Genomic DNA, 26658 nt, shown 5'->3' with positions numbered 1-26658 from the left:
GTCAGGCCACCTTGAACAAGTTGAAGAAATTGTTCGTTGTCGTAGATGCGATTTCCTCCAGACTGACTTCACGCAGTCGCGCGATTTCCTCGGCGACATGGCGCACAAATGCGGGTTGATTGGTCTTGCCCCGATACGGGACGGGCGCGAGGTAAGGAGAATCCGTCTCGATCAGAATTCTTTCGGCAGGCATTCTTTGCGCCACTTCCTTGACAATTTTCGCATTCTTGAATGTCACAATGCCCGAGAACGAAATGTAAAAATTCATCTCGAGCGCACGCTGGGCCACTTCCCAGGATTCGGTAAAGCAATGCATGACGCCGCCGATGCGATCCGCCCCCTCCTCCTCCATGATGCGCAAGGTATCCGCAGAAGCTGCACGCGTATGGATGATCAGCGGCTTGCCACATTGCCTGGCCGCACGGATATGTTGCCGAAAGCGCTCACGCTGCCATTCAAGATCACCTTGCAAGCGAAAATAATCCAGCCCTGTCTCGCCGATCGCAATGACCTTGGGATGATCCGCCAGTTCTGCCAGGCACGCGGCATCGGGCTCCCGCACATTTTCATAATCAGGGTGCACCCCGGCCGAAGCAAAAAGATGTGGATGCGCTTCGGCCAATGCCAGCACCCGCGGAAAATCTTCCAGATTCACACTGACACACAGGGCATGCGTGACCTGACCGGACTGCATATTCTGTAGCAACTCGGGCAACTGGGCGGCCAAATCAGGAAAATCAAGATGACAATGGGAGTCAATAAACATAGTTATTGCTGATTTATTAATAAGTTAACATGGCATTCCCGGCACGACATCCAGGAAATGCTGTATACCAAGCACTAAACATATAAGAAATTTCCAGCAGGATGCATGCCGCTCAGGATACTTCCTAGTCAGTTTTATGGTGCGCAAGCGCACTCTACAAATAAAACCACGAATGCACACCAATGGACACGAATACTGAAAATCACTTCGAATGTGTTTCACACGTAATTTGGCCGGCTATCGCACCTTCTCCCTTTCGCATGACTAAACTCTATCCATGTGAACATCACCACTAAATCATTGGTGTGTATTTGTGTGTATTCGTGGTTATCAAAACCAATAGCGGAGCAGGTCGCCCCGTAGGGTGTGCGAGCGCACCCTAGTATGACGGCTGCCGCCGCTAGCCTGGTACTAGGCGCATTTCATGCGCCATACTGACAGTGAAAATAGTTCAGAAGCATAAAAAACAAGATTCATTCGATTTGCAAAACGGCGCCAAACAGGAAGCGGTTATCAAGCACCCTGATCATACATGACGTCCTTCCGGTTCACATCCGCCCAACAATTGGGGGTCTCAAACAGGCGCACATGCTCAAGCTGCAATTGATTGCCATACTTATCACAGAAAGCCCGATCGAGCACGCCAAAAGCGATTAACGCGAGGTTCTCAGCTGTAGGTTGGACCTTGAGCACAACTGTTTTATGATCCGGCAGGGATTGCAGAAACGACAATACCAGAGTATCCCCGGCGTAGACCAAAAACGCATGATCCCACTGATCGACGAGTGCTTCCCTTACAATACGTTTTACCTCTGAAAAATCCATGACCATACCTTGCTCAGGCACGCCGGCATCAGCGATAATGTGACCGGACAATGTGATCTCCAGCACATAGCGATGCCCATGCAAATTGCGGCATTTGCTGGTATGCGTGGAAATCCGATGGCCCGCATCGAATTCAAACTTTCGAGTGATTAACATTCCGGAAATTATACCATTGCAACCTACAGTCAAACGATTGACTCCAGAAGATCACAGCCGCGATAGCGCCGGCCTGACCTATGTCTATCCGGTGGTTTCGCGGCGTGCAGGCGGCCTGTCGATCGGCATTAATCTCAATCCGAATAATGCCTGCAACTGGCGCTGCCTCTATTGCCAGGTGCCGGCACTCCAACGCGGGAGCGCGCCGGTCATCGATTTGCCTAAACTGGAACAGGAGCTACGTAGTTTTTTGCATGAACTGATATACGGGCGTTTCATGCAGGAAAAAGTCCCGCCGGAAGCCAGAGTCATACATGACATCGCTTTGTCCGGGAACGGCGAGCCTACCAGCGCCAAGGAATTCGAGCAAGTGATCCAGTTGATTGGCAAAGTGAAAGATGAATTCCCTTTGCCCGACACGCTCAAAGTCGTACTGATCACCAATGGCAGCCTGATTCATCGCGTAACGGTACAAAATGGTCTCAGCCAGCTGGCCAAGCTGAACGGTGAAATCTGGTTCAAGCTGGACAGCGTCACGAAAGTGGGCCGGTTGCAGATCAACCACACCCACATGAGCCTGGCGCGCATGCGTGAAAATTTATGCCTGGCAGCTTCGCTCTGCCCTACCTGGCTACAAACATGCGTATTCCAGCTGGATGAAACGCCGCCCGGTCAGACTGAGCTGGATGCCTATATCAGTTTTGTCGATGCGCTTCTGCAGGATGGGGTCCAGATCAGAGGAGTGCTGCTTTACACCCTGGCACGCCCGTCTTTACAACCCGAAGCTGCGCGACTGTCGAAAGTCAGCGAGGAATGGATGGAAACCTTTGCTGCCAGAATCAGAACGCTTGGCATTCCCGTCAAAGTCAGCCCCTGAAACTGATAGCCAACGAGTCATCCAGTCAATTAACGATTGTGACAGCAAAATACGCTATTTCAGTTGCTTGGCAGATTTTTTCAGGCTTTTATATAAATCAGGATATTGGGCCTTCAGCATCGCGGCTACGACCAAATCATCCCGCTTGATTTTGGTCAAATCAATACGGTCTATATGCACGAGCCGCAACAGTTCTCTTACCGCCTTTGGCATTTCCCGTCCACTTTCATAGCGGGAACCTCCACTCTGGGTCACACCAACTTTGCTCCAAAACTCCTGCTGATTGAGTCCTAATTTCTGACGAATTTCTCTCGGGTTGGGTATTCTTTTAAAAAGTTTCATTTTATTTATTTTAAATATCGCAAATATGAGATAACAACTCGGACCGACTGCTGATTACACTTCTCTTAATCGTCATATCAGACGGCAACTTAAGATGTCCCCACGCATATATCAACAGCATTTTTAGCCTCTTATTCTCATCATACTGTCAATTGGCTGGAAGGCATTACCATCCTTAGCTATGAGATTTGAATTTCAGCAAAAAATTCCTGATCAGACCAATTTCCCGAGAATCCATCAACATGGGTGCATGCCCGATACCCGGCAATTCAACAACATTCGCCCTGGGACCACGTAACTGCATTTCACCCGCCATGGCCGGCGGCAGAAGATCCGATTTTTCTCCACGCAGCACCAGGGTTGGCAGTGCAAGCCTGTCCCAGTGTGGCCACAAGTCGATATCTTGTGCGACATCCGGCTGGAAACTGATCGAAATGGCGGGATCATATCGGAAACCCACCGTTCCGTCCGCATGATCTCGCGCACCATATTTTGCCAAATGATGCCATTGTGCATCGCTCAGGTCGCCGCATGACATCGAGATGCTTTTCATATAGTTCTTCATTTGATCCAGGCTGTCGAAACGCGGATCTTTACCGACAAAGTCCGCGAACCGCCTCAGAATCCAGGTTGGAATGAAAGGACCGATATCACTGATGACCAGCGCGTTGAAATCGACGGGCAGGTGCGGCCGCGCAGCCAGCATCATGCCAATCAATCCGCCCATGGAAACGCCCACCCAATACAATTGCATACGTCCGGGCGCTTCGGTATGCACATGCCTGAGCATGTTCTCCACATCCGACAAATAAACCAGCGGCGAATTATAATCCAGCGGGCGCTGAAGCCAGTCGCTGCGCCCGCGCCCTACCATATCGATGCATATCACCCTGAAATCTTGTTGTAAGGCCGCCGCCAGAAAATCAAAATCCCTGCAATTGCGGGTCAACCCATGCACGCAGACGACAACATGTTCATTCTTCGGGTCTCCCCAGTCGGTATAGGCCAGCCGGTGATGGCCTTGAGGCTTACCAGACTCGGTCAGTGTCGGGACAAATAAATGCTTCCATGACATAGGCTAAACAATTCCTCATGAAGGTTCTTCAGGATCAGGCGACTGCTGATTAAACCCGGATTACCCAGTTGGCCGCCATGACGTACAGTCAGCGTATTCAGAAGGACCATGGCCACCCGGTAACTTGAAAATTGCAGACAACCGCCTACCCAAGCGGGGGTTTCAGGTCAAAATGCGTCCATCATACATATGCCAACCATCGACCAGAGACCAGCAAAATGCGCGCTGCCGGAGCCGAGGTTAGAACTGTTTCATGACACCCTGACCAGCGTACAGTGATCACTGACACAGAAAAAGCATGGCGCGAGTCAGAATGCTCGCGCAATAATGGCAAGCGGGTATTTTTTCATAGGCATATTGTTCGGGCACAACCCGTTTGCATGCTATTCACTGCTCGGCAGGTACCGTCACCTTGCTGACTACATATCGAAACTTGCCAGATTTCTCGGCAGGAATTTCGCTTACTTCCTCGATCTTCACAGCGACATGCTTACCCAGTCTGGATTGAAAGGCTGCAACAATGTGACTCGCATCTGCCTGATCCAAACCGGATGCCGTAACGATCAGGATACGCGTGAAATCCAAAGTTTCCTGGACAATTTTGAAAGCCCTGATCTGTGGCATATCACGCAAAATATAAATCAAGGCCAAACCATGCATGATGGTTCCATCCTGCGCCACGACAAAATCGGTACTGCGTCCCTGTATCTCGCGCAACAATGGCAGTCCTCGGCCACAGGCGCACCTTTTATCATCCAGCACCCCGACATCCCCGGTCCGGTAGCGTATAAAGGGAAAATCGCCGCTTGCCAGATGCGTCACAACGATTTCTCCAGCCTCACCATGGGGCAGAACACGTCCTTCCGCATCGATAATTTCCACGATAATGTCCTCAGCGGTAATGTGCATACCGCCGGCCGGACATTCATGCGCGATAAAACCTGCATCGCGGCTACCATAACCATTGGCGACCGAGCACCCGAAAGTGGCACCGATTTGCCGGCGCTGATCATCATACAGGCGCTCCGAGGTCACAAATGCGACTTGAATCCCGATGTCATTCATTTCCACCCCCTTTCTATCGGCATATTGTGCGATATGCGACAAAGCCGAAGGGTAACCGAACAACATTCTTGGGCGAAGTCTCCGAATGGTGGCCAGAAAATGCTCCAGCTTCTGGCCCGACATTTCGAAAGCTGGCAACAGTTTGCTGCGCAAGAGATAGTCGCGCAGGCTGCGCAGCCTATCTTGCGCACCGAGCTCAATTGGAGACCCCCAAATCACGATCTCAGGATCTCCGATGTCCACGCCCCACCAACGGGTGGCACGCCACTTGGCGGCAATATCGTGGCTGACCCGTTCCTTCCCGATATAAAAAACCAACGGCTCACCACTTGATCCGCCGGTATTGAAACGCGTCAGGTTGCGCGCATTATCGGCACGCAACGTATCGAGGTTGGCCCGAATCTTTTCCTTATCGAGCAAAGGCAAACCCTGTAGATCCTGCAAAGAGCGCATATCGTTCGGTGCCAAACCGACTGAGTCAAACAGCTTCTGGTAGTAGGGAACATGTGCTTGCGCATGCGACAACAGCTGACGAAGCCCGTCGAGCTGGCCTTGCACAATTTGCTCTGGTGACAACCATTGTGAGCGCTCCATGGTCTTGCGTACCTTGACACTGGCATGCCCCTTGAAGCGCTCATGCAAGGGAAAAAGCATCCCGCTGACCCAGGCAGTGTAATAATCAGACCGTCTTCTCGGAGAATCACCCATCCAGTACCTCTTGCTTCGTTATCAACCTGAGAACTTCAGCTAGACAAGCTGAAACGAACACTGCCCAAGTCACAGGAATGCGGCTTGAAAACCCTACAACCCGGTACGTCACATTGCCACCCATCAAGAAGGCTCGAAAACGACAACTTATTCTCATCGTCATAATATGTCAGCCCTATAAAATAGCGATCAACCGGAATTTACAGGCTTAATGGCCAGCCAAAACTTGCCGGTAAACAGCCAGCAGCCGGTTACGTACCCTGGGCCATGTGTACTGCTGGACTGATTCAAGCCCTTCCTCAACCAATCGCATTGCCATTGTTTCGTCGCCCAATACCGCCAGCATAGCCTCTGCCATCGCCACCGGCTCGCCAGGCGGCACCAGGAGCGCATTCCGGTTATGCGTCACTAGAAAGGGCACGCCACCGACATGGGTACTCACCACTGGCACACTGCTTGCCAAGGCTTCCAGAATTGAGTTCGGCATATTATCGACTAAACTTGGATTTACCATCAGATCCGCTTCCCGATAAAGCGTCGCGATGGCTTCATTCTCCAGACGGCCGGTAAATTGCACGCTACCTGCCATTTTCAACTCGGTTACCAAACACTCCAGCGCAGAGCGTTCCGGACCGGAACCAGCAATCGTCAACCGGGCTGTAGGCATCACCGTCTTGACACGCGCAAATGCGTGAATTGCTGTCGCAATATCGTAAATCGGTTCCAGATTGCGTGTGACAATGATATGCGGCACCTTCAGGCTGCGCCCTGTGCCGGCAGACATGGAAAAACGTTCAAGATTGATAATATTGGGAACGATGATGGCTTTGATGCCATATTTCTCGAAAACATTTTTCAGGAAAGCAGACGGCACAATGACTGCCTGGACATGTTTCAAACTCGGCCTGATCCAAAAAAAAGACCGGGCAAAGAATGCTTCCGCCTCGCCGCCCCGGTAATTAATGACGACGGGCTTATGCCGCAAGCGGGCAATCCAGATAACCGGTGCAGTGAAAAGATGCCATGACCATCCAGAATTGGACATCACATGGAATAACTCGACCTGTTTGGCCGATGTCCACAGGCCTACCAAATAAGGAAGCAAACGAAAGATCGCGCGCACGCCTTTTATCCTGCCGATCCAAGCCGGTTGATAAGGTGCGTTGACCTGCAACAGCGTGACCTGCGCCCCTGCTTGCTGCAGCAACCCGGCCAGCTGCCGGGTTTGATTGGCCATTCCGCCGGCAGGAGGTGGCAAGGGACCAACCAGACCTATCCGCAATCCTGAAATCTCCTGCCACGATCGCTCAGATTCCTCGAAATGTTCACGGCGAACCACCCGGGATTCGGGCGCCAGAGAAGAATGGAACTTATTCACAGATTCAGCCTATTTCTTCCGTTCCGTCACCAAGCCGTGATAAACCGGCTGATATTTCGCCACACTGGCCGCCCAATTACGCTCCGTCTCGACAAAATCCCGACCGGCACGACGCAACGCCGCCCACTGCTGGGGCGTCTCCAACAACGCGCCGACTTTTTCAGCCAATGAATGTGGATCGCCCGATTGGAACAAGATACCGTTATGGCCATCCCGGATCAATTCCAGATGCCCACCCACATTTGAAGCAGCCAGCACCCGCCCCTGCGCCATGGCTTCCAGCGGCTTCAAAGGCGTCACCAGATCAGTCAATCGCATGGAAAGTCTTGGATAAACCAGCACATCGATCAGGTCATAGTAGCGCTGCACCTGATCGTGCGGCACGCGGCCGGTAAAAACCACCTTGTCTTCGATAGCGAGTGTCTTGGCGAGCTGCCGAAGATTGCCTTCCTGCGGCCCACCACCGACCAGCAGGACATATAAATCAGGGTGACGCGTCAGCAGGAGCGGCAGCGCCCGCAACAACACATCCAGCCCTTCGTAGGCATAAAATGAGCCGATAAAACCAATGATGCGTTTATCCAGCAGCCCCAGTTTTTGCTTAAGTGCTTCATCCGGGGCATGACATAATGCAAATTTATCAATATCGACTGCATTGGGAATAGTAGTAATCTTCTCGGCGGCAATACCACGCCCAATCATATCGTTACGCAAACCTTCACAGATTGTGGTGATCGCATCCACGCGCTGCAAAGCATGACTTTCCAAGCCACGCGTCAGGCGATAGCGCACCCCTCCTTCTCTGCTGGTACCATGGTCTACTGCCGCATCCTCCCAGAATGCGCGCACCTCGTAAACAACCGGAATATGTAATTTTCGTGCGGCTCGCAAAGCTGGAATGGCATTCAGCGCCGGAGAATGCGCGTGCAAGATATCCGGCTTGATGGCCTGCACGATATCCATGAGACGCCGGCTCAAGCTGTTGATAATGGCAACCTGGTTCAATACCGGTAGTTTACTGATGGGATGCGTATGTTCAGGCGTCCGATAGAAGTGCCAGTCGTCAATGCTTTCTTCCAGCACACCGGCTTGCTTGTGCTTGGCACTTGTTACATGGAAAGTCTCCCAACCCATGGCACGCTGTGCTTTGAGTATGGCCAGAGTCCGGAACGTATACCCGCTATGCAGCGGTATGGAATGGTCCAGAATGTGCAAAATACGCATAACCCCAGATTCCTTAATAAATGATGGGTCCAAGTATTAACATGTTGATGACTTCCCGGAAGAATACCTTGCCACGCAGACAGGTGGGTAACGTAGCGCCGTCTGGTCGAAAACATGATATACGACCAAGAGGCAAGCGTACATTCAAAATAAAAGGCTTATTCCGCGCCTTTGGGAGAATTCGCCTGGAACCGTAAATTGTTAGTAATTCACGAAGCTGAAAATCGTGAAGCCAGACTTTTTCCGGCAACCAAAATTCAGCGTCGGCCGGATGGTGCGCAAGCGCACCCTACGATTCTGGCTAGCAAACGCACATCCTGCCCCACCTTTCGAACATCCTGGAGCTGCAAATTCAATTTCTCGGACAGACTCGTAAATTCAGGAAGGTCGAGCATCCCTCGTGCCGGGTTTCCCAACAGGCTGGGTGCAAGATAGCAAATCAGCTCATCAACCCATCCGGTCATTACCAGTGCACCACTCAATGTAGGCCCCGCCTCGACGAGCAATTCATTGACCTCGAGCCCGGCAAGTTGTGTCAGCATGCGACCAAGATCAACCTTTCCTGTATTATCGGGCAAAATAAAAACCCGCGCGCCGGCACTTTCCAGCAATTGAATTTTCTCTTCGTCAGCCGTTGCTGTAAAAATCCAGGTCGTTCCGGCAGTTCGTAATAATTTTGCCTGCAAGGGTATTTCCAGCCGTGAGTCGACCACCACACGCATCGGCTGTCTGCCAGTATCAATATGCCGTACCGTCAGCTGCGGATCGTCACTCTTGATCGAGCCGATTCCAGTCAACACAGCACAGGAACGCGCACGCCACTTATGGCCGTCCCGGCGGGCCGCTTCGCTGGTAATCCACTGGCTATCACCATTCTTTAACGCAGTGCGGCCATCGAGACTCGCTGCTATTTTCACCCTGACCCAGGGACGATTGCGCCGCATGCGGCTGACAAATCCGATATTCAGTGCCTCGGATTCGGCTGCCAACAGCCCGACTTGCACGCTGATACCGGCCTGTCGCAGTAATTCCCGCCCCTGCCCGTTGACTCTGGGGTTGGGATCCCGCATGGAGACAACAACCCTGGCCACGCCTGCCTGTATCAGAGCAGCCACACAGGGCGGTGTCCGGCCATGATGACTGCAAGGTTCCAGCGTGACATAAACACTGGCGCCTTGCGCCAGCTTTCCCGCCGTTTGCAGGGCGTAGATTTCTGCATGAGGTTCTCCCGCGCGTGCATGCCAGCCTGTTCCGACCACCTGATTGCCATTCACGATCACGCATCCCACGCGGGGATTCGGGCTCGTAGTATAAAGCCCCTTCCCGGCCAATCTCAGGGCATGAGACATATGTATGTAGTCCGCCTGGGAAAACACTGACTTATCCTCCTTCCAATTTTCCAAATAAGATGCACCCGATCTGACCCATTCAGCATCGCGCGATCTGAAAATAATCCGCTAGGAGGCTGTCCGAGAATAGCGATCGTAGCGAGAGCGAGGCTGGTTGAGTTGGATTTTTCGATCATTTGAGGCGAATAGTCGTTCTATTTAACGAAAAGGATCGTAAAATCCGGCCAATCAGGCTCGTCCGCAGTAGATCAGTCTATTCTCGGACAGCCTCCTAGCACTCCGTTCCGTCAATTAGCTTACAAATGAAATCGATGGATTCGCCTGCCAGGCTAAGCGCAAACCGCAGTCATAGCCGTAGCTATGGCGAGGATTTGCAACAACGCATGACAGGCGAAGGCGCGATTTCATGTAAGCGGTTTGGCGGAACGGAGTACTAGGCATGTTTGCATTACCCCCTAACCCAAAACACCGCCCGTCTCGCCGCGCGAAGCCACTCTACCATCATTCAACAGATAACAAGCGAATCGCCCATAAAGGCAGGAGATGGCCGCACCCTGGTGTACTGCTTTATTCAACTATTCTAGCCACTTATACTACGCACCCTGATTTCTATCAATTCGGTATTTATGCTACGATTGGCAGACTTTGCAACATTATTGGAGCTTAAAATGATTACTTTGAGACATTCTGCCATCATGCTGCTCATGCTGTTGACGAGCGCAGCGAACGCTAAAGATCAAGTACCCTATGCAACCCAAGTCAATGACCTGATGCGTTACCAGCGCGTCACTCCGAAAATCGCCACCTCGGGTGCATTGAGCAACGACTCCATCAAGGAACTGGTCAAACACAGCTTCCGCACAGTGATCGACTTGCGTCCCGAACCGGATGAAACACAAAAAGAAAAGCTGGCGGTTGAAGCAGAAAATATGCTTTATATCAATATTCCAGTCACACGCGAAGGAATCGATGAATCACAGCTGACTGCCTTCAAGCAAGCCATTGCCCAAGCTTCCCCACCCATCCTGGTACATTGTGCGACCGGGAACAAAGCCGGCGCCATGTGGACCAGCTATCGCCTAAGCGAAGGCACCCCGCCAAATATTGCTTTCAAGGAAGGCCGCGCTTCCGGCATGAATCTTGGGTTCGAGGAAAAAGTCAAACAAAAATGGTGCACAGGACAAGTGACGTGCTAGCGGCTATCCAGACACTTTTCGGCAACTATGCATCACTGCCATGGATATGACGTTGATGAGATAAGCCCAAAACGGAAATTTCCAAACAGCTTCTTAGAAGGCCGGAGTACTTGCGAGCGCATTCTGGGCAGTCTCGAACAAGCTAAACCGCTACTTCTGGGCCGCAGACTACCTTCCCTCGCCGACCGGATGAGAGGCTGGACCGAGGCTGAAATCCGCCGCCTGCTCAAACGTGCACCGTTTATCCGGCGCACCACAACCGATAGCACCGACTATCAGCAGCATATTTTTCCTGCCGTGTCATATTCCCAGGTGAAAGCTTATCTTCGGCGTTTCAGCGCGCTGCTAGACCGTTTTCAGGATGTGCACATTGAAGATCTGGGAGAAAGCATTTTCGCATTATCCAGACAATGACTCTGCGGATGATCGGCTGGGTTGGCATGGATGGGAAGAATCCCAGTATTTGCCTCTCATCGGATGGAATCTCAGTAGGATTCCGGCAGTAGCTCTGCGTACACATCTATTGTGCGTTGGATCACAATCCGCTCGTCAAACTCCCGTAAAACTTTCTCCCTGGCCGCCAACCCAAGCCGCCGTGCAAGCTCACTATCGTCTAGCAGGCGGGCGATCGCATCCGCCAGAGCAGCTGCATCACGCGCCGGGACCAGCAAACCATCTATACCGTCCGTCACCACCTCCCGACAGCCTGGTACATCGGTCGTCACCAAAGGCAGTGCACAGGCGCCAGCCTCGATCAGCCCCTTGGGCAACCCTTCCCGATAACTGGGCAGCACGACCACATCCACTGAACGATAGAGTCCAGGCATGTCGTCCACATGCCCCAGCCACTGTATCAGACCACTATCCACCCAGTTACTCAGCGTTGTTTCAGGGACAGCGGCTGGGTTGCCTGGATCCGGATCGCCCGCCAGCAGGCAATCGATCTCGCGTCCTGCGGCACGCAACAATCTGGCAGCCTCAACATACTCCGCAATGCCTTTATCCCAGAGCAGCCGGGCGGGTAACAATACACGGAAACGCCCGGCCTCACGCAACCTAGCTGTATATCCAAAGCGTTGACAATTCACGCCAGAGCCTGGAATCAGCCGGACCCGTGCGGGATCCACCAACTGTGCCTGCTCAAAAAGCATGGCGTCATCGGGATTCTGCAATATCAGCCGAGCATCAGCACCATCCAGCGCAAGGCGCATGAGGCTCCGTACCAGTGGCCGCAGAAAGCGCGCCTTCCAATCGTTGCTGGTAAAAACATAGCCCATACCGGCTACCGCATTGACCCGCGCTGGCACACCCGCCAGCCGTGCAGCCAAAGAACCATAGATTGCGCACTTGATCGTAAACCCATGGACCAAATCCACATGTGCATCAACTATCAAACGCCGAAGCCATAGCACTAACACCAGCTCACGCAATGGATTCAGGCTGCGCCGCTCCATCGGCGCTGGAATCCAGCAAAAACCATCCGCTTGTAAGCGTGCACCATAAGGGCCTGCTGGAGATACCAAGATCACCTCATGCCCCCTGTCACGCAAAGCTTGTGCCAGCGAATAACGAAAATTATAAAGATACCAGTCAGTATTCGCGAATAGAATAATCTTCAAGATATATGCCTCACCATGTAATCAGTAACCACGCACACCACTCAGCATTTTCTTGGCAAACCTGATCACTTTTTCTTCCCCAGCCAAATTACCTTTGATTCGCGGCTCGAACCAGCGCCAGCCATCACTCCGGCGGATCGGCACGCGTGGCACCGCATAGCGTGAGATATTTGCAACCTGGGCAATCTCACCACCGACAATGGCTGCTGTCTCACAGTAGACGGCAATCACATGTTGCACCCTCTCATCCCAGAGCCCACGTGGATAGGCAAAATCAGCCGGCACCCATCCCAGTTCGGCCTGGAAGCGCCTGGTAGCATGTGTCATTTCATCGGCAATCTGCAGATCAGAAAGCTTGATGAGATCGGGATGATTATGTGTATGTGAACCGAGGGTAATCAGCGGGTCGGCAGCCACTTCACGCAGCTGCTCCCAAGTCATGGACTGCAGTTTCGTATTGGCACCCGGCACTGCACGAGACAACGGCAAATGAGCGGGTTCATCAATGAAGCGGGTCGGCACAAACAAGGTAGCCGGGAGATCGAGAGCCCTCAGCAATGGCCAGGCATGCGTGTAGAAATCCTGGTAAGCATCATCGAAGGTAATCGCATAGGTATGACAATGATTGCCATTCCGCCCTTCAAGTAATCTGTTTACCGCTTCGCGATAAGGCACAACATTTCCTTCCTCGGCCAACCGGGTCAGTTGTCGCTTGAATATTTCGAATGGCAAATCCAACTCGACCGGCAGATCACCGGTGACCCGATGGTACATAAGAATGGATACCGATCCCGGTGGGTATTTGTAAAAAAAATGGCCATGGGCAGCCACTACAGCTTTCAAGATATCGCGCACATTGTTCTCCAGGAATGATGAGGGAATCAGAAAAGTTCCAGGTCTCCCAGGGTCAGATCCCAACCCTGCATCGTAAAAACCGATGCAGGTAATGGTTTGCCAAGCTTCCGGGTGAATAAGCGCATTTTTCGGACAGGTACCCTGAAAAAAGAAGACTTGCGCAATGCAGTGTACTCAGCCGAGCCTTTTGCAAAGTGGGCTATCATATAGTCTGCTTCCGCACAGCGTCCCAGGGTGTCCAACAAACGCCGCATGAAACCCGGATTCGCATCACGTGCCCATATCTCCGTAATTACCAGCTCCCTGAGACCATAGCGTATATTTGGCCGAAGGACGGCAACGGCTACAGCATGACCATTTTCACGCAGAATGTGAACACGATAATCGGCCTGCGGATTCCGTCCATAACGCCACGACAGGTAATCAGCTGTACGGACTGTACGCAGGCCAAACGGCCGCCGGTTCATCTCATGCGAGCGCATGACAGCGATGATTTCACCGTGGTCTTCCCATTCGACCCAACGCGGTAGTTGGGCCTCATCAGGATACCAGGCAGGCATCACCGGACCTGCCCCAGACTTGCCTTTGATCAGAGCCCAAACTATTCTCGACGGTTCAAGCGGTCGAATATATAACGGTACTGAGCCAATATCGCACCAACCCATTTTAAGATAGCCCGGAGCGCTGTTTTGATTGGGCGTATTAAAGACAAGATCGACCCCATCGGCTTCCAAGTTTTTCACTGCTTGCAGCGTCAGCTGCTTGAAAATCCCCTTTCCTCGCCATGCATCAGCAGTCACTGTATCCACGGCCCGGACAGCCGTCAGCTCTGTTGTACCGAACAAGAAGCGCCATTGCATAAAGCTGCGCACTGCTATCACCTCTTCCTGAACATTGGCAATTGTTCCCAGACTCATTCCAAATGGATTCTCGATATGTTTCCAGCGCCAATACTTTTCAGTTTTACGCGTGGCCGCATTACCCGGCAGTGAAGAGCGAACCACATCCAGGACGGCCTGACTATCCAGGTGACCAGACAGTGCACCCATCTCCCAGCAATCATCCTTCATGCCCCCCCCTATTGATTGATAAAAAAGAACTTATCCCCTTCGATTCAGACGCAGCAATCGTGAACCACGCAAGAATTCCATCAAACCATCTATTTTGATTTGCTAGCATTTGCAGTTTGCCAAACAGCCCGATATGCCGAAATCATTGATGCAAGCGAGAAACGTTCTTCGATTCGCATTCTTGCTGCACATTTCCGTTTGTTCCACACATGACCGTTATTTCGTTCAACAAGCGCTGATAAAATGGCTGCAGCCAGAGCACTGGGTGCGTTGGCGGGCACCACCCAACCAGTATCCCCAACGATCAGCGCAGCATCACCCACATCCGTCGTCACACAGGGTGTACCACAAGCCATGGCTTCCGCCAGCACATTGGGAAAACCTTCGCTTACACTCGACATCACATGCAAATCCAGTGCGCTCATGACAGCAGGAATATCGGTTCGTGGTCCAGCAAGCAATACCGTCCCACCCAAACTATATTGCATGATCATGGCTTTCAATTCTGAATTCTCTGCGACCATGCCCGGCCCAACAAGCAGTAGGCGCACACCGGCCCAAGTCCGGCGAATCAAGGCAAACGCCGCCAACAATGTATTGTGGTCCTTGAGTGGATGACAACGCGCGACATACCCCAGAAGTGGCACATTCTCAGGAATACCTAACTCATCCCGAATTTTTTTGCCGCCTGCTACATCCGGTGTAAAGCGTGACAGATCGCAGCCATTACCGATCACCACCATCCGCGAGGGGTCATAACCCATGGCAGCATGAGTTGCCGTGGCCCGTTCGGCACAGCAGACAATTTTGTGTGGCATCCAGCGCGATAAAAGCGCACAGATTTTTGCCACCATAATCGTACTGCGTCGGGATTTATCAGGCACCAGATCCGTATGGCGGATATTCCAGAAAATTGCCTGGTTCCCCGCCAAGCGACCGATCACGCCACCCAGAAGGTCTGCGTGATACATCCAGGTCTGGATCACAGTCGGTCGTATCTGACGGATCAGCTTCCACAACCGCAAAAGACCGGCTGGGGTGATCTTTCCCCTTGGCATGTCAAGCGTATGGACCCGCACGCCAGCAGTCGATAGCAATGGACCGTATTTTCTGGAATCTGTAAGGCAGATCACCTCATGCTGTTCCGGATTTTGAATACACAACCGGTAGAGCACGGATTCCGCACCGCCATTGCCAAGAGTAGTAATGATGTGAAGTGTTGCAATATTCATAATTGGCTATTTTTTGGCATGGGAGATTCTGGGCTCGCCTCTGCAATCATTGTCAGAAAACAAAAATACTCCCATTGGATACGTGATTATTTATAAAAAATATTTCAATAATCACCTCATCTGGTTAAATGATATTTAACCAAAACAACCACTGAAGAGCGGTATATGCCACAAAGGCTGCTAGTATCAGTGGCCGAATCCCACGATCTATTGTCAATACGCTTGAAACGAGAAAAGGGAACATGGTTGCGAGAAAGCGGGTTGAGTAGCCACCGGTAAAAAGATTTGTCGTAACCAGTGAAAGAATGACTGCGGAAATAGACTGTGCTTTGCTCAACGCATGTTTTTTTGCGTGCAAAATGAGCGCAACCAGTAATCCGGCCCAAAAAGAAATATATAAAAAAGTACTCGATTGATCCGGATAATGGACTCTGCGGTCTCCCAGAAGTGTCAGAATAATTTCCCGGAGAGGACCAATCAGCAGGGAAATAAAAACCCCCAAGCCAACAAAAATCCCTATCGCGACCAACCCACTTTTGCCATGCCTGGCCATATATCGTTGACCAAAATACGCAAATGCATTGATCGCGATGAATATCGATGCTGCAGTATGAAATAACAAAGCGATGCCGGTGAAAACGTATGCCAGCAAAGATCGGCGCACGAGAAAAGCTGCCCCTAGGCAAGCAATCGCAAGTGCCGATCGAAACTGGGAAAAAGCAAGATCAATCACGAGTGGGTTGATCAACAACAACAGAGATAACGCACCATGCTGCTTCACCAGGTAAAGTGAAAAAACCGTGAGCAAGAAGGCAGAGATCCCGAGAAATATATAATCCAAAGGTATTTCCAGCTCATGCACCAGGAAGTGCACCGAGAAATGCCAGAGAAATTCATGGATGAAATAATCGATCACACTTTCGAATTCACGGAATTCAAGAATCAGTTTTCCATACTGGAAATACTCATAGTAAACCTGTTTATCCAGAAATACCTCACCTCGCAGCACCTCCCAAGGAATGGACAGCATGGCTGCGATGAATATCAACATGCATGCATACTGCAGATATGCTTTATTCACTCTCATCGGCAGGCTCAGCAATAGATTGTGTTGCCGGGGCGGCCCTTAAACAATTCATCCTCGTAGGTATCCAATATTTTAGAGGGCGAAAATACCTCCAAGCGATCACTGAAATTGACTGACTGCTGTTCATCGAGATTCTTGATGATTGAATCAGCAAGTGCCTCGTCATTACCAACCGGAACCAGCTCCCCCCATTTGCCGAGCTCAAGAATCTCACTCGGACCACTTTTACAGTTGGTGCTGACAACTTTTGTTCCACATGCCATCGCTTCTAGTAAGACAGTGGGCAAACCTTCCCATGCTGATGACAATACAAATAACTGCGCACGCCTCATATACTGAAAGGGATTGTTTGCAAAGCCGGGCATGGATACACAATCATCAAGACCAAGCGTCTTGACCAGCGCCCCTAGTTCATTGCGGCATTCCCCTTCACCAAGAATCACAAGTCTGGCAGCTTGTTTTTGCCTGACTCGCGCAAATGCGCGAATCAATGTCTTATGATCCTTGGCGGCTGTGAGCCTGCCAACCGCGAGCACAATAGGCAAACCGACCTCCCGGAACCATGGGTGTTCGGGTGGTTCCAGACTGAGCCGCCGGATGTGTTCACAGTCAATTGGGTTGTAGATAACGCGCACAGCATTTTGCGACACTCCAATACGCTCCGAAAGTGCGTGAGCCGATCCCTCCGAAACGGCGACAATGGAATCCGCAAACCGGTATGTTTTTGTCATCATAAAGGGGAGCAAACGGGAACGTCCTGTACGCTTTCTAATGACTTCGTCACTCAGGGTACTATGCTCCGATACAACCAGACGCGTCCTGACGCCGCTCAGCTGCTTGGCAACCGCAGCAATCACGTTTGCGTGCCCGAGTGCCGATAACATGGCCATCGGTCGAGACCGGCGAAAATATCGCATCAAAGGCAGCAAACTCAATGCCACTCGACTTGAGCCTAGATCGACCACCCGAACGTTAGCCGCCACTTCCTCAAGATATGGCCCCACTGCTTGCGAAAGGACAAGATCTGTCCTGAACCCTCGCGCTGCAAAACCATTAGCCAGCGTGACCATGACGCGCTCTGCACCCCCTCCCCTCAATGAGGGGATGAAGATGGCAATATGTTTAGTCATGAGAAATATCTCCGTAAGACTTCGCTACGATACCCCCCGGCATCGATCGCGAGCACAGCGCAGCCAAAAGTCACCACGCCCAGGATAACCTGGCCCAACAACACAAAAAAACCTGAATAAGCGAGTGTCGGTGACAGCACCAGGGCCATGAGTATGGTGGAAAGAAATATCTTTAATGCATCCTGCCAAGGCAATGGCAACAGAAAATATTTTAGTGAAATGAAGCCGCTCAGCAATAACGCCAAGCCATAGGCAATAGCAGTCGCATAGGCTGCGCCTAATACACCGAATTCGGGGATGAGCAGGATATTGAGCATGAGATTGGTACCTGCCGCTGCAGCAACAATCCAAGTCTGGATGATAGTCCTTCGGCCTAGCTGAAAAGCAAGATCGAAATAATAGGCCCGGAAACCGGCAAAAAGCACCGATATCGCCACCCATGGAAGGAGGGATGCCGCTTCTTCACGGAAATCTGCACCCAGAACAATATCCGCGATATGACTCGAAAGCAGCATGAATCCTGCGATAGATGGCAAGCCAATACTCAGCAATAAAATTGCATTTCGGCGCAGCTGTTCTCGTGCCGCTGCCGCCCCATGCTGCTCGAGTGCACGCACTGCCAGCGGATATGCTGCCAGATTGATCGTGCTCAATAAAATTGTCAGCGTATGGCTACCGAGATCATACGCCGCTGAATAAAGCCCGGCGGCGGCTTCATCCAGGAAATATACGATCAGGAAGCGATCCGAAGTACTGATGATATATCCAAGCGCGAACGTGGCAGTAAGCGGCATGCCGTACTTCAGGAAACTCACAAACAACTGGTTCGATGGCCGGGTGAGCGCTTTGATCCATGGTTTCCACCCCCATATCAGACCGACAATGAGCAAAGCGGCCAGCATGCCAAGCAAGGGGCCAAATTCACCAAGCCCCCACATCACGAAGCAAACACCCAGCACCAGTGCGGTTACGGCCTTTGTCGCTGCCACCATACCGTAATGCCTGGGTTGAAGCGAGCTACGGGCCAGCTCCAGATTGAGATCGATCCAGGCATGCATCCAGAGTAACGGGATGGCAAGTGCGATCAGATTTTTCCAGGAGGTCTCCGCCCACAGCAAAATAATAGTGGTGCCCAATAAACCAGTAAGAAAAACTATGCCAGCAAAAGCACACAAGAGAGTGCCCAGTACGGGAACCGGATTGGTGAGGTGCGACGGTAGAAATCGAAGCAATGAGGATCTGAGCCACTGGAAGAAAACGACATTGAAGAAGCTTATTCCAGCAATGACTAATGCATAGCGCCCGTATTCATCGGGATTGAGCAGGCGCGTGTAAATTGCAAGTGCGGCAAAATTCACCAGACCCGGGCCACCGCGTGCCAGCAGATAGGCGATACTATGTCTCAACAGCATTGGCGTCTAGGTCGTATGAAGTTAGTCTGGACAAGCAACAGGGTTTTTTTTATCAGCTATCTGTTGCCAGCCAATATATGGGCACTTAAACACGCAGCAGATCCTGATTGCAACTGCTGACAGTTCAACTGTAACCATTTCTGGTTCGGAACATTCCAGTGAAGATAACTGTTTTTGCCCTACTATTCGCCACTTGCAAAACCCTGTATTCGTTGCACCATATATCTTGAAGGGCGTGCAAGGTATGGCAGGCAGATGATCCTGGTTTCCTCAGTTGGGCACTTGCTGGAAAATGAGCATCATGAACTACTGCATATTTTCTTAAAGCATACTTCAATCTTTGAATACGTTGGCTTCGGGGCGGTTAGCGGCATGCCCGACACCTGCAAAAACCGAATATTCTATTCCGCCCAACTGAGAAATCCAGCATGCACAATCTGCCGCCATTCACAGAAGAACCCTTCCATAACAACCGGATGCAGACTGGCTATCACAATGTGATTCGGCATATTTTTTTAGGCTGTTACATGCCGCTTTGATTGTACTTACGGAAAATCAAAATTGTTCAGCAAGATACTCATGGTTTGTGTCGGCAATATCTGCAGAAGTCCGATGGCTGAAGGGATCCTGAAACACGCGTTGGATGAAAAAGGCAAAACTGGCTATTTCGTCAGCTCCGCCGGACTGGGGGCGTTGACGGGACAGCGCGCTGATCCAAACACCCATCAACTCTTGCTGCAAAAAGGGATAGATATTTCCGCCCACCGCGCCCGTCAAATATCGAGTGACATGATTCGCAACGCCGATCTCATTCTGGTAATGGAAGCATGGCAAAAAACCGCGATTGAAACACGCGAGCTCAGCGCGAAAGGCAAAGTGTTTCGCCTGGGAAAATGGGGGAAATTTGATATTGACGATCCTTATCAGAAAGAATTATCGATTTTCATACAGTCGATGACACTTATCGAACAGGGTGTAACGCAATGGGTCGAGAAATTGTAATCCCAGCCCGGTATAGATTGCATGCAATTCCATCGGGCTACTCAAACTTCCATTAAATGATTTGTCATAAAAAGCCTGTCTTCTATCCAGCATGAATTTACGGCAAGTAAGAACTTATTTATGCATCCTGGCCTTATGCCAGGTGGCTGCCTGCACGATCGTGCCCGGGCAGCACGTAAGACAATTTGCCAGGCAGTCCAGCGTGGAAATGCCGACCAAAGAAAATGATGAAGTCATTCTCGAGAAACTCAACATCCAGACTATCAATGCCGAGCTGATCATCGAGCTCGAAAAGAACTACAGTAATTTCAGCCTTGCCCCTGACAATGTTGCCAACCACTATTTCGATTACCGGATAGGTTCGAAAACCGTCAAAGGCGTGCCTACCGAGGATGAGCCTTACACACAATATCGAGTCGGCCCACGGGACATTCTCAACATTACTGTATGGGATCACCCTGAACTGACTATCCCGGCTGGCCAATTCCGTTCAGCCGAGGCGGCAGGTAACGTGGTGGGCGAGGATGGCACATTTTTCTATCCCTATGTCGGCATCGTCCAGGCTGCAGGCCGCACAGTCGAAGAAATTCGCGAAGAATTGACCCGGCGGCTATCGAAATACATAGAGTTTGTACAGCTGGATGTCAGGGTGGCCGCCTATCGCAGTCAGCGGGTGTATGTGGTGGGGGAAGTCACGCAGCCCGGCATTCAACTGGTCAAAGACATTCCGCTGACCGTACTAGAAGCGATCAACAATGCCGGCGGCGTGAATCATGAAGCTGATTTGCGCAATATCACACTGACTCGCGACAACAAAACCTACAGCATCAATTTGCTAAGCCTCTATGAAGGTGGCGATATTACCCAGAATGTATTGCTCCAACATGGGGATGTGCTGAATGTGCCCGATAGCGCGTTGAATAAGGTGTTCGTATTGGGCGAAACCAATTTCCGGGTCCTGGGCGGTGCGGGAATGGGCCGTTCACGCAGCCTCGTCATGCACAAGGCGCGCATGACTCTGACCGAAGCGCTCAGTGAGGCAGGTGGGCTTGACCAGGAAACTTCCGATGCAGCCAGAATCTTTGTTTTCCGCGGAGGGCTGGGCAAACCGGAGATCTATCACCTGGACGCAAAATCACCTGACGCCCTGCTACTGGCAGACCGTTTCCCGCTTCAACCGCGGGATGTCATCTACGTTGACCGGGCCGAAGGCATACGCTGGAATCAGATTATTGGACAGATACAACCTACGATCAATCTGTTGAATGCTTTCGATGGCGCACTTAGAGTCCAGCCCTTCCTGAAACAGTAATCACTGGTCCTGAATAGAAAACATGGCCATTCAGATGAAGCTCAATGCAATTTTATGAACCGGACGCAAACAATGACATACTCAATACCTGAAGCCCCACCAGCCATTTTGCCCAAGGCCAGTCCTGATTATCCTATCAACCGTAATGGCGACGAAATTGATCTGGGTGAACTGCTAGGCACCTTGGCGGATAACAAGGGATTGATTGTAGCAATCACGTTAGTCGCGCTCTTCTTCGGTATCGCCAAGTCTTTGCTGGATCAACCGGTATACAAGGCGGATAGTCTGCTGCAGGTCAAGGAAAATACGCAATCGATGGCCGGACTAGATTCACTGACTGGATTCCTTGAGACCAAAACACCAGTACAGGCTGAAATTGAATTGATTAAATCGAGAATGATATTGGGCAAGACCATCAAAAATCTCCATCTCGACATTATTGCAGAACCCAAATATTTCCCGCTGATTGGGAAAGCCATTGCCCGTTGGTACCAGAAACGCAACGGCAGCGATATTCTCTCCGATCCACTGTTCGGATTCGACCATTTCGCTTGGGGAGGCGAAGTCATTCAAGTCGACACACTTGAAGTGCCGAATAACTGGAAAGATGAGGAAATCGTTATACAAGCCATGGCAAATGACCGATTCAAGCTCATTTTTCAGGATGAAATAATTCTGGAAGGTGAAGTTGGTAAACTGGCCCATGCTCAGCAAGCCAATCGCAAGCAGCCAGTGAAAATATTTGTCGCACGCTTGCAGGCACGCCCGCACACACGCTTCGCACTGGTACAACGCTCGGAGGGCGAAGCAATCCGTCGATTGAAAGAAAGCATTTCCATCAGCGAGAAAGGTAAGGGTACTGGCATTCTCGAACTGGCGATCGAGTCGAGTAGCCCGGCAGCAGCTGTACGCATCATCAATGAAATTGCCAATACCTACCTGCAGCAAAACGTCGAGCAGAAATCTGCCGAATCACAGAAAACCCTGGCGTTTCTGGAGAAGCAATTGCCCGAACTCAAGGAACAACTAGAAACGGCTACCTCCACTCTGAATGATTACAGAACCCATAAGGGTTCCATCGATCTGGACCTGGAAACCCAGAATATCCTGCGCGGTACAGTTGAGCTGAATACTCAGCTCACCTTATTGCAACAAAAACGGGATGAATTACGCCAGAGATTCACGGAATCTCACCCGAATGTCGTGGCGATAGACAAACAGATCAGCCGGCTACAAACGCAAATCAGCGCTTACGAGAAAAAAATCGGGTTGCTGCCAGAAACCCAGCAAGTCATATTGAGGCTATCGCGAGATTTGAAAGTCAGCACGGAACTCTATACCACTTTGCTCAATCATGCCCAAACCATACGCGTAGCCAAAGCAGGCACCGTTGGCAATGTCAGGATTATCGATTATGCCCTGCCACTCGACGAACCGGTTAGACCCAAGAAACTGCTGATCATAGCCATCGCATTGGCTGCGGGATTAATTCTGGGCATTGTGGCTGCATTCATCCTCCGATCACTTAATCGAGGCGTCAAGGATCCCGATTTAATCGAAAAAATCCTGCATATACCTGTCTACGCAACCATCCAGCATAGCAAGAATCAGAAAATAATCGATAAAAGACTGAAACATGCGCACCCCTCGGCCAGTAATTCCGCGCCTCTACTCTTGTCCCTGCAATACAAAGAAGATCTTGCGATGGAAAGTCTGCGCAGTTTGCGCACCACCCTGCATTTTGCCTTCCTGGAAGCGCATAACAACATCATCATGATTACCGGCCCCAGCCCCGGAATTGGCAAAACCTTCGTCGCTGTCAATCTTGCCGTAGTCATGGCGGATGCCGGCAAGAAGGTATTGCTGATCGACGGAGATTTGCGCAGGGGTGTAGCCAATAAACATTTGTTTCAGGAAAGAGCAAACGGCCTGTCTGATCTCATTACGCATTCCATTGGGATAGAAGAGGCCATCAAATCCATCCCATTGGCAAACATTGATTTCATTCCCACCGGAGCCATCCCTCCGAATCCTTCGGAACTGTTGTTGCATGAACATCTCAGGCAACTTCTGGATAACGTGAGCACACGATATGATTTGGTGATTATCGACTCACCACCGATTCTGGCAGCTACCGATGCGGCAATTATCGGTCGCCTGGCAAGCGCAACACTTATGGTAGCCAAAGCTGGCGCGCATCCGATAAGAGAACTTGAACAGAGTACCCGAAAACTCGTTCAGGCTGGCGTCAATCTGAAAGGCATTATTTTCAATGATATTCCCGAAACTTCATCACGCCATAGTTATGGCAGGTATGTTTATCAATACCATTACCAAAGTGAAAAATAAATCGACAACAGGATGTGATTAACTATTTGATTTAGCTCGGCTGTCCTGAAAGCTATTTGGAAATACCTGTCTGGGGTCAGTCACCCTGGCATAAAGCCAATCATGGTGCTGCCATTTTCCCAGCAAGCGCCTAGGAGGCTGTTTGGAAACGCTGGCCGTGAGTAATCATACCGCTGCATAATACGTGTCAATACGCACTGCTTTTTCTAAAAACTATCGGCAACCTCCACCGCTGCCTGCTTGCAAGGCACTCAGCATCAAGGCCAGGTTGACATTGGGCTGGATTGCTTCGCTGCGCGCTCGTCACGAACAGTAAAATGACCCCTATCCTTGGCGAGGCCCAACGGACCGGGCCCATCCAGATGCTCTCCGGCAACCCTATCTCGACACAATGACGATAATGTTGACGGCGCTGACCTAATACAGGAAATACCCAAACAGTCTCTCAAGGGCACCTCTAAAAATCCATATTTCGTCACAATACGTCGTTGTTCACAAAAAATGTCTCCTTACATATCAATCATATGCTGCGTCAACATTTTTTATTCTCGCCTCGTCTTGTTTAAAACTCTGAATTTTTAGAGGTACCCTTAAGCATGTAATAGAAACTGAGGCCAGTGGCGCCATAAACATTATTTAGCCATTTGCTTTTCCCGGATTTCATCCAGCGTTTTACAATCGATGCAGAGCGATGCAGTCGGCCTGGCTTCCAATCGCCTCAGACCAATCTCGACGCCGCATTTCTCGCAGTAACCATAATCACCCGAGTCAATTTTATGAAAGGTCTCATCGATCTTTTTTATCAGCTTACGCTCGCGATCACGGTTACGTAATTCCAAGGCCATATCGGATTCCTGGCTGGCCCGGTCGTTGGGATCGGCAAAGATCGTTGCCCCTTCCTGCATCACATGGACTGCACGGTCTATTTCCCTGCATAATTCAGCTCTCTGGACCTCCAGTATTTTTCGAAAATGCAACAGCTGCTCGGGACTCATATACTCCTCACCCTTTTTTGGCTCATAAGGAGCTATCGATTTATGTGACTCTAATTGCATGTTCATGCTCTGCAACACTCCTGATTATTATATATAGGGGAAAAATAGAACCGCTCATCAATACCAGAAAACCCCATTATTATCAAGTGGCGCGAAACATATCACATGCCTCACCTCATCGATGGCGCAGCAGCCAAGAAGCCCAGAGTAATCTCTCGTCAGTTTTATAGTGCATAAGCGCACCCTGCGCGCGAGGGTTGCTGCCATTGAAAACGCTATGTCAAACCGGCGTAGCCCACAGATCATGAGTATCGGTTCGGGTAATGCGCACATCGATCCAATCCCCTACCTTGAGTGGCAAGCCGCTATCGATATAAACCAGTCCATCGATTTCCGGTGCATCAGCAGAACTACGGCCTATCGCACCATTCTCATCGACTGTATCCACCAGCACTCGGAGTGTCTGGCCTAATTTACCTGCCAGCCGCTCCCGGCTAATCGCCTCCTGCAATTGCATCAGGCGCGCCAACCGTTCCTGCTGCAATTCGGGAGGAATAGGATCAGGCAGGGCATTGGCAGCAGCCCCCTCAACCGGAGAGTACGTAAATGCCCCCACCCGATCGAGTTGTGCCTGCTCGAGGAAAGTGAGCAGTTCCTCGAATTCCTGCTCGGTCTCTCCCGGAAAACCGACGATGAACGTACTGCGTAACGTAATCTCGGGACAAATCGCCCGCCAGTGCTTTATCCGCGCCAGTACATTCTCGCTGTTGGCCGGACGCTTCATTAACTTCAAGATACGCGCATTGGCATGCTGAAAAGGAATATCCAGATAGGACAGAAGCTTGCCTTCAGCCATCAGGGGAATCAATTCATCGACATGCGGGTAGGGATAAACATAATGCAAGCGTATCCAGATTCCTAACTCTCCAAGCACTTGGGCCAGTTCGGTTATCCTTGTTCGGACCGGCCTTCCCTGCCAGAATCCAGTCCGGTACTTGATATCCACGCCATAGGCGCTGGTATCCTGAGAAATGACCAGCAGTTCTTTGACACCGGCATCGGCCAAGTTCTGCGCCTCCTGCAGCACCTCACCAACTGGCCGGCTGACTAAATTCCCGCGCATGCTGGGAATAATGCAAAACGTACAGCGGTGATTACAACCCTCGGAAATCTTGAGATAGGCATAATGCTTGGGTGTCAGCCTAATACCCTGAGGGGGCACCAGATCCAGGTAAGGATCATGTGGCTTGGGCAGATGATGATGAATGGCTTCCATCACCTCCTCGGTCGCTTGAGGCCCGGTCACGGCCAGCACTTTGGGATGTATTTGCCGAATGATGTCGCTCTTGGCGCCAAGACATCCTGTGACCACCACTTTCCCATTTTCGGCCAGGGCTTCACCGATCGTTTCCAGCGACTCAGCAATGGCACTATCGATAAAACCGCAGGTATTGACCACAACCAGATCGGAATCAGCATAACTCGATGAAATCAAATAGCCTTCTGCGCGCAAGCAAGTCAAAATACGCTCAGAATCAACGGTCGCTTTAGGGCATCCCAGCGAAATAAAACCAACCCGTGGAATTTTGGGTTGCAAACTTGAAGCAAGTGTCATTCAGTTTCCAGTAATAAAA

Annotated in this window: 23 protein-coding genes; 6 read left to right on the top strand and 17 right to left on the bottom strand. The window is 50.9% G+C overall.

Annotated features, from left to right (window positions below):
* Position 1: 1 nt before the first annotated feature.
* Positions 2 to 766 (bottom strand): TatD family hydrolase, encoded by a 765-nt coding sequence (locus tag ABTW62_RS00115; RefSeq protein WP_430902537.1) that lies wholly within the window; start codon positions 764 to 766, stop codon positions 2 to 4.
* 513 nt (positions 767 to 1279) lie between these two features.
* A complete protein-coding gene (gene queD, locus ABTW62_RS00110) occupies positions 1280 to 1747 on the bottom strand; it encodes a 6-carboxytetrahydropterin synthase QueD (RefSeq protein ID WP_430902536.1) in 468 nt (155 codons plus the stop codon).
* Between the two features lie 16 nt (positions 1748 to 1763).
* On the opposite strand from queD, the gene ABTW62_RS00105 reads away from it, so the two are divergent.
* Positions 1764 to 2624, top strand: a complete 861-nt coding sequence (locus tag ABTW62_RS00105) for a radical SAM protein (protein WP_430902634.1) — start codon at positions 1764 to 1766, stop codon at positions 2622 to 2624.
* 54 nt (positions 2625 to 2678) lie between these two features.
* Here the strand turns inward: ABTW62_RS00105 and ABTW62_RS00100 are convergent, their stop codons facing one another.
* The 6 genes from ABTW62_RS00100 to ribD all read right to left on the bottom strand — a co-directional run bounded on the left by ABTW62_RS00100 (position 2679) and on the right by ribD (position 9792).
* Positions 2679 to 2966 carry a helix-turn-helix domain-containing protein gene (locus ABTW62_RS00100; protein ID WP_430902535.1) on the bottom strand — a complete coding sequence of 96 codons (288 nt, stop codon included), beginning with the start codon at positions 2964 to 2966 and terminating at the stop codon, positions 2679 to 2681.
* 175 nt (positions 2967 to 3141) lie between these two features.
* On the bottom strand, positions 3142 to 4041 hold the full coding sequence (locus tag ABTW62_RS00095) for an alpha/beta fold hydrolase (protein WP_430902534.1): 900 nt from the start codon (positions 4039 to 4041) through the stop codon (positions 3142 to 3144).
* Positions 4042 to 4428: 387 nt separating this feature from the next.
* Entirely contained in the window at positions 4429 to 5814 is a 1386-nt protein-coding gene (locus tag ABTW62_RS00090; RefSeq protein WP_430902533.1) for a phenylacetate--CoA ligase family protein, read from the bottom strand.
* A 208-nt stretch (positions 5815 to 6022) separates the two neighbouring features.
* Complete coding sequence (locus tag ABTW62_RS00085) at positions 6023 to 7192, bottom strand: glycosyltransferase family 4 protein (protein WP_430902532.1); 1170 nt, start codon at positions 7190 to 7192, stop codon at positions 6023 to 6025.
* Between the two features lie 9 nt (positions 7193 to 7201).
* Positions 7202 to 8416, bottom strand: coding sequence for a TIGR04063 family PEP-CTERM/XrtA system glycosyltransferase (locus ABTW62_RS00080; RefSeq protein WP_430902531.1), 1215 nt, complete (start codon positions 8414 to 8416; stop codon positions 7202 to 7204).
* 257 nt (positions 8417 to 8673) lie between these two features.
* Positions 8674 to 9792 carry a bifunctional diaminohydroxyphosphoribosylaminopyrimidine deaminase/5-amino-6-(5-phosphoribosylamino)uracil reductase RibD gene (gene ribD, locus ABTW62_RS00075; RefSeq protein WP_430902530.1) on the bottom strand — a complete coding sequence of 373 codons (1119 nt, stop codon included), beginning with the start codon at positions 9790 to 9792 and terminating at the stop codon, positions 8674 to 8676.
* Between the two features lie 641 nt (positions 9793 to 10433).
* Here ribD and ABTW62_RS00070 point away from each other — a divergent pair.
* Both ABTW62_RS00070 and ABTW62_RS00065 read left to right on the top strand, forming a co-directional pair.
* Positions 10434 to 10961: a beta-lactamase hydrolase domain-containing protein gene (locus ABTW62_RS00070; RefSeq protein ID WP_430902529.1), complete on the top strand. Its 528-nt coding sequence runs from the start codon at positions 10434 to 10436 to the stop codon at positions 10959 to 10961.
* A gap of 189 nt (positions 10962 to 11150) precedes the next feature.
* A complete protein-coding gene (locus ABTW62_RS00065) occupies positions 11151 to 11375 on the top strand; it encodes a hypothetical protein (RefSeq protein WP_430902528.1) in 225 nt (74 codons plus the stop codon).
* A gap of 71 nt (positions 11376 to 11446) precedes the next feature.
* On the opposite strand, the gene ABTW62_RS00060 is transcribed toward ABTW62_RS00065, so the two are convergent.
* The 7 genes from ABTW62_RS00060 to ABTW62_RS00030 all read right to left on the bottom strand — a co-directional run bounded on the left by ABTW62_RS00060 (position 11447) and on the right by ABTW62_RS00030 (position 19366).
* The gene (locus ABTW62_RS00060) at positions 11447 to 12580 is read right to left on the bottom strand and encodes a glycosyltransferase family 4 protein (RefSeq protein ID WP_430902527.1); all 1134 of its coding nucleotides are present in this window, start codon (positions 12578 to 12580) and stop codon (positions 11447 to 11449) included.
* A gap of 21 nt (positions 12581 to 12601) precedes the next feature.
* Positions 12602 to 13435: a polysaccharide deacetylase family protein gene (locus tag ABTW62_RS00055; protein ID WP_430902526.1), complete on the bottom strand. Its 834-nt coding sequence runs from the start codon at positions 13433 to 13435 to the stop codon at positions 12602 to 12604.
* A gap of 26 nt (positions 13436 to 13461) precedes the next feature.
* Entirely contained in the window at positions 13462 to 14505 is a 1044-nt protein-coding gene (locus ABTW62_RS00050; protein ID WP_430902525.1) for a GNAT family N-acetyltransferase, read from the bottom strand.
* 89 nt (positions 14506 to 14594) lie between these two features.
* Positions 14595 to 15737, bottom strand: a complete 1143-nt coding sequence (locus ABTW62_RS00045; protein WP_430902524.1) for a glycosyltransferase family 4 protein — start codon at positions 15735 to 15737, stop codon at positions 14595 to 14597.
* A 124-nt stretch (positions 15738 to 15861) separates the two neighbouring features.
* Positions 15862 to 16788: a hypothetical protein gene (locus tag ABTW62_RS00040; RefSeq protein ID WP_430902523.1), complete on the bottom strand. Its 927-nt coding sequence runs from the start codon at positions 16786 to 16788 to the stop codon at positions 15862 to 15864.
* A gap of 44 nt (positions 16789 to 16832) precedes the next feature.
* Positions 16833 to 17954, bottom strand: coding sequence for a glycosyltransferase (locus ABTW62_RS00035; protein ID WP_430902522.1), 1122 nt, complete (start codon positions 17952 to 17954; stop codon positions 16833 to 16835).
* Positions 17951 to 19366, bottom strand: coding sequence for a lipopolysaccharide biosynthesis protein (locus ABTW62_RS00030; protein ID WP_430902521.1), 1416 nt, complete (start codon positions 19364 to 19366; stop codon positions 17951 to 17953). Before ABTW62_RS00030 ends, ABTW62_RS00035 begins: the two co-directional genes overlap by 4 nt.
* 579 nt (positions 19367 to 19945) lie before the next feature.
* On the opposite strand from ABTW62_RS00030, the gene ABTW62_RS00025 reads away from it, so the two are divergent.
* From ABTW62_RS00025 to ABTW62_RS00015, 3 genes are all read left to right on the top strand, one after another.
* Positions 19946 to 20368 carry a low molecular weight protein-tyrosine-phosphatase gene (locus tag ABTW62_RS00025; RefSeq protein WP_430902633.1) on the top strand — a complete coding sequence of 141 codons (423 nt, stop codon included), beginning with the start codon at positions 19946 to 19948 and terminating at the stop codon, positions 20366 to 20368.
* Positions 20369 to 20459: 91 nt separating this feature from the next.
* Positions 20460 to 21680, top strand: coding sequence for a polysaccharide export protein (locus tag ABTW62_RS00020; protein WP_430902520.1), 1221 nt, complete (start codon positions 20460 to 20462; stop codon positions 21678 to 21680).
* Positions 21681 to 21752: 72 nt separating this feature from the next.
* Positions 21753 to 24029 carry a polysaccharide biosynthesis tyrosine autokinase gene (locus ABTW62_RS00015; protein ID WP_430902519.1) on the top strand — a complete coding sequence of 759 codons (2277 nt, stop codon included), beginning with the start codon at positions 21753 to 21755 and terminating at the stop codon, positions 24027 to 24029.
* A gap of 632 nt (positions 24030 to 24661) precedes the next feature.
* Here the strand turns inward: ABTW62_RS00015 and dksA are convergent.
* Both dksA and rimO read right to left on the bottom strand, forming a co-directional pair.
* Positions 24662 to 25090, bottom strand: a complete 429-nt coding sequence (gene dksA, locus ABTW62_RS00010) for an RNA polymerase-binding protein DksA (protein WP_430902518.1) — start codon at positions 25088 to 25090, stop codon at positions 24662 to 24664.
* Between the two features lie 214 nt (positions 25091 to 25304).
* Entirely contained in the window at positions 25305 to 26639 is a 1335-nt protein-coding gene (rimO, locus tag ABTW62_RS00005; protein ID WP_430902517.1) for a 30S ribosomal protein S12 methylthiotransferase RimO, read from the bottom strand.
* Positions 26640 to 26658: the final 19 nt, after the last annotated feature.

Origin of the sequence: Nitrosomonas sp. ANs5, from assembly GCF_050584665.1 — a bacterium.
Lineage (GTDB): Bacteria > Pseudomonadota > Gammaproteobacteria > Burkholderiales > Nitrosomonadaceae > Nitrosomonas.
This window is presented reverse-complemented; position numbering and strand designations above follow the sequence as displayed.

What these genes read in the sequence shown, in the direction of transcription:
- ABTW62_RS00115 (WP_430902537.1), bottom strand. Translation starts at nt 766, where the DNA reads ATGTTTATTGACTCCCATTGTCATCTTGATTTTCCTGATTTGGCCGCC.
- queD (WP_430902536.1), bottom strand. Translation starts at nt 1,747, where the DNA reads ATGTTAATCACTCGAAAGTTTGAATTCGATGCGGGCCATCGGATTTCC.
- ABTW62_RS00100 (WP_430902535.1), bottom strand. Translation starts at nt 2,966, where the DNA reads ATGAAACTTTTTAAAAGAATACCCAACCCGAGAGAAATTCGTCAGAAA.
- ABTW62_RS00095 (WP_430902534.1), bottom strand. Translation starts at nt 4,041, where the DNA reads ATGTCATGGAAGCATTTATTTGTCCCGACACTGACCGAGTCTGGTAAG.
- ABTW62_RS00090 (WP_430902533.1), bottom strand. Translation starts at nt 5,814, where the DNA reads ATGGGTGATTCTCCGAGAAGACGGTCTGATTATTACACTGCCTGGGTC.
- ABTW62_RS00080 (WP_430902531.1), bottom strand. Translation starts at nt 8,416, where the DNA reads ATGCGTATTTTGCACATTCTGGACCATTCCATACCGCTGCATAGCGGG.
- ABTW62_RS00070 (WP_430902529.1), top strand. Translation starts at nt 10,434, where the DNA reads ATGATTACTTTGAGACATTCTGCCATCATGCTGCTCATGCTGTTGACG.
- ABTW62_RS00065 (WP_430902528.1), top strand. Translation starts at nt 11,151, where the DNA reads ATGAGAGGCTGGACCGAGGCTGAAATCCGCCGCCTGCTCAAACGTGCA.
- ABTW62_RS00050 (WP_430902525.1), bottom strand. Translation starts at nt 14,505, where the DNA reads ATGAAGGATGATTGCTGGGAGATGGGTGCACTGTCTGGTCACCTGGAT.
- ABTW62_RS00045 (WP_430902524.1), bottom strand. Translation starts at nt 15,737, where the DNA reads ATGAATATTGCAACACTTCACATCATTACTACTCTTGGCAATGGCGGT.
- ABTW62_RS00040 (WP_430902523.1), bottom strand. Translation starts at nt 16,788, where the DNA reads ATGTTGATATTCATCGCAGCCATGCTGTCCATTCCTTGGGAGGTGCTG.
- ABTW62_RS00035 (WP_430902522.1), bottom strand. Translation starts at nt 17,954, where the DNA reads ATGACTAAACATATTGCCATCTTCATCCCCTCATTGAGGGGAGGGGGT.
- ABTW62_RS00030 (WP_430902521.1), bottom strand. Translation starts at nt 19,366, where the DNA reads ATGCTGTTGAGACATAGTATCGCCTATCTGCTGGCACGCGGTGGCCCG.
- ABTW62_RS00025 (WP_430902633.1), top strand. Translation starts at nt 19,946, where the DNA reads ATGGTTTGTGTCGGCAATATCTGCAGAAGTCCGATGGCTGAAGGGATC.
- ABTW62_RS00020 (WP_430902520.1), top strand. Translation starts at nt 20,460, where the DNA reads ATGAATTTACGGCAAGTAAGAACTTATTTATGCATCCTGGCCTTATGC.
- ABTW62_RS00015 (WP_430902519.1), top strand. Translation starts at nt 21,753, where the DNA reads ATGACATACTCAATACCTGAAGCCCCACCAGCCATTTTGCCCAAGGCC.
- dksA (WP_430902518.1), bottom strand. Translation starts at nt 25,090, where the DNA reads ATGAACATGCAATTAGAGTCACATAAATCGATAGCTCCTTATGAGCCA.
- rimO (WP_430902517.1), bottom strand. Translation starts at nt 26,639, where the DNA reads ATGACACTTGCTTCAAGTTTGCAACCCAAAATTCCACGGGTTGGTTTT.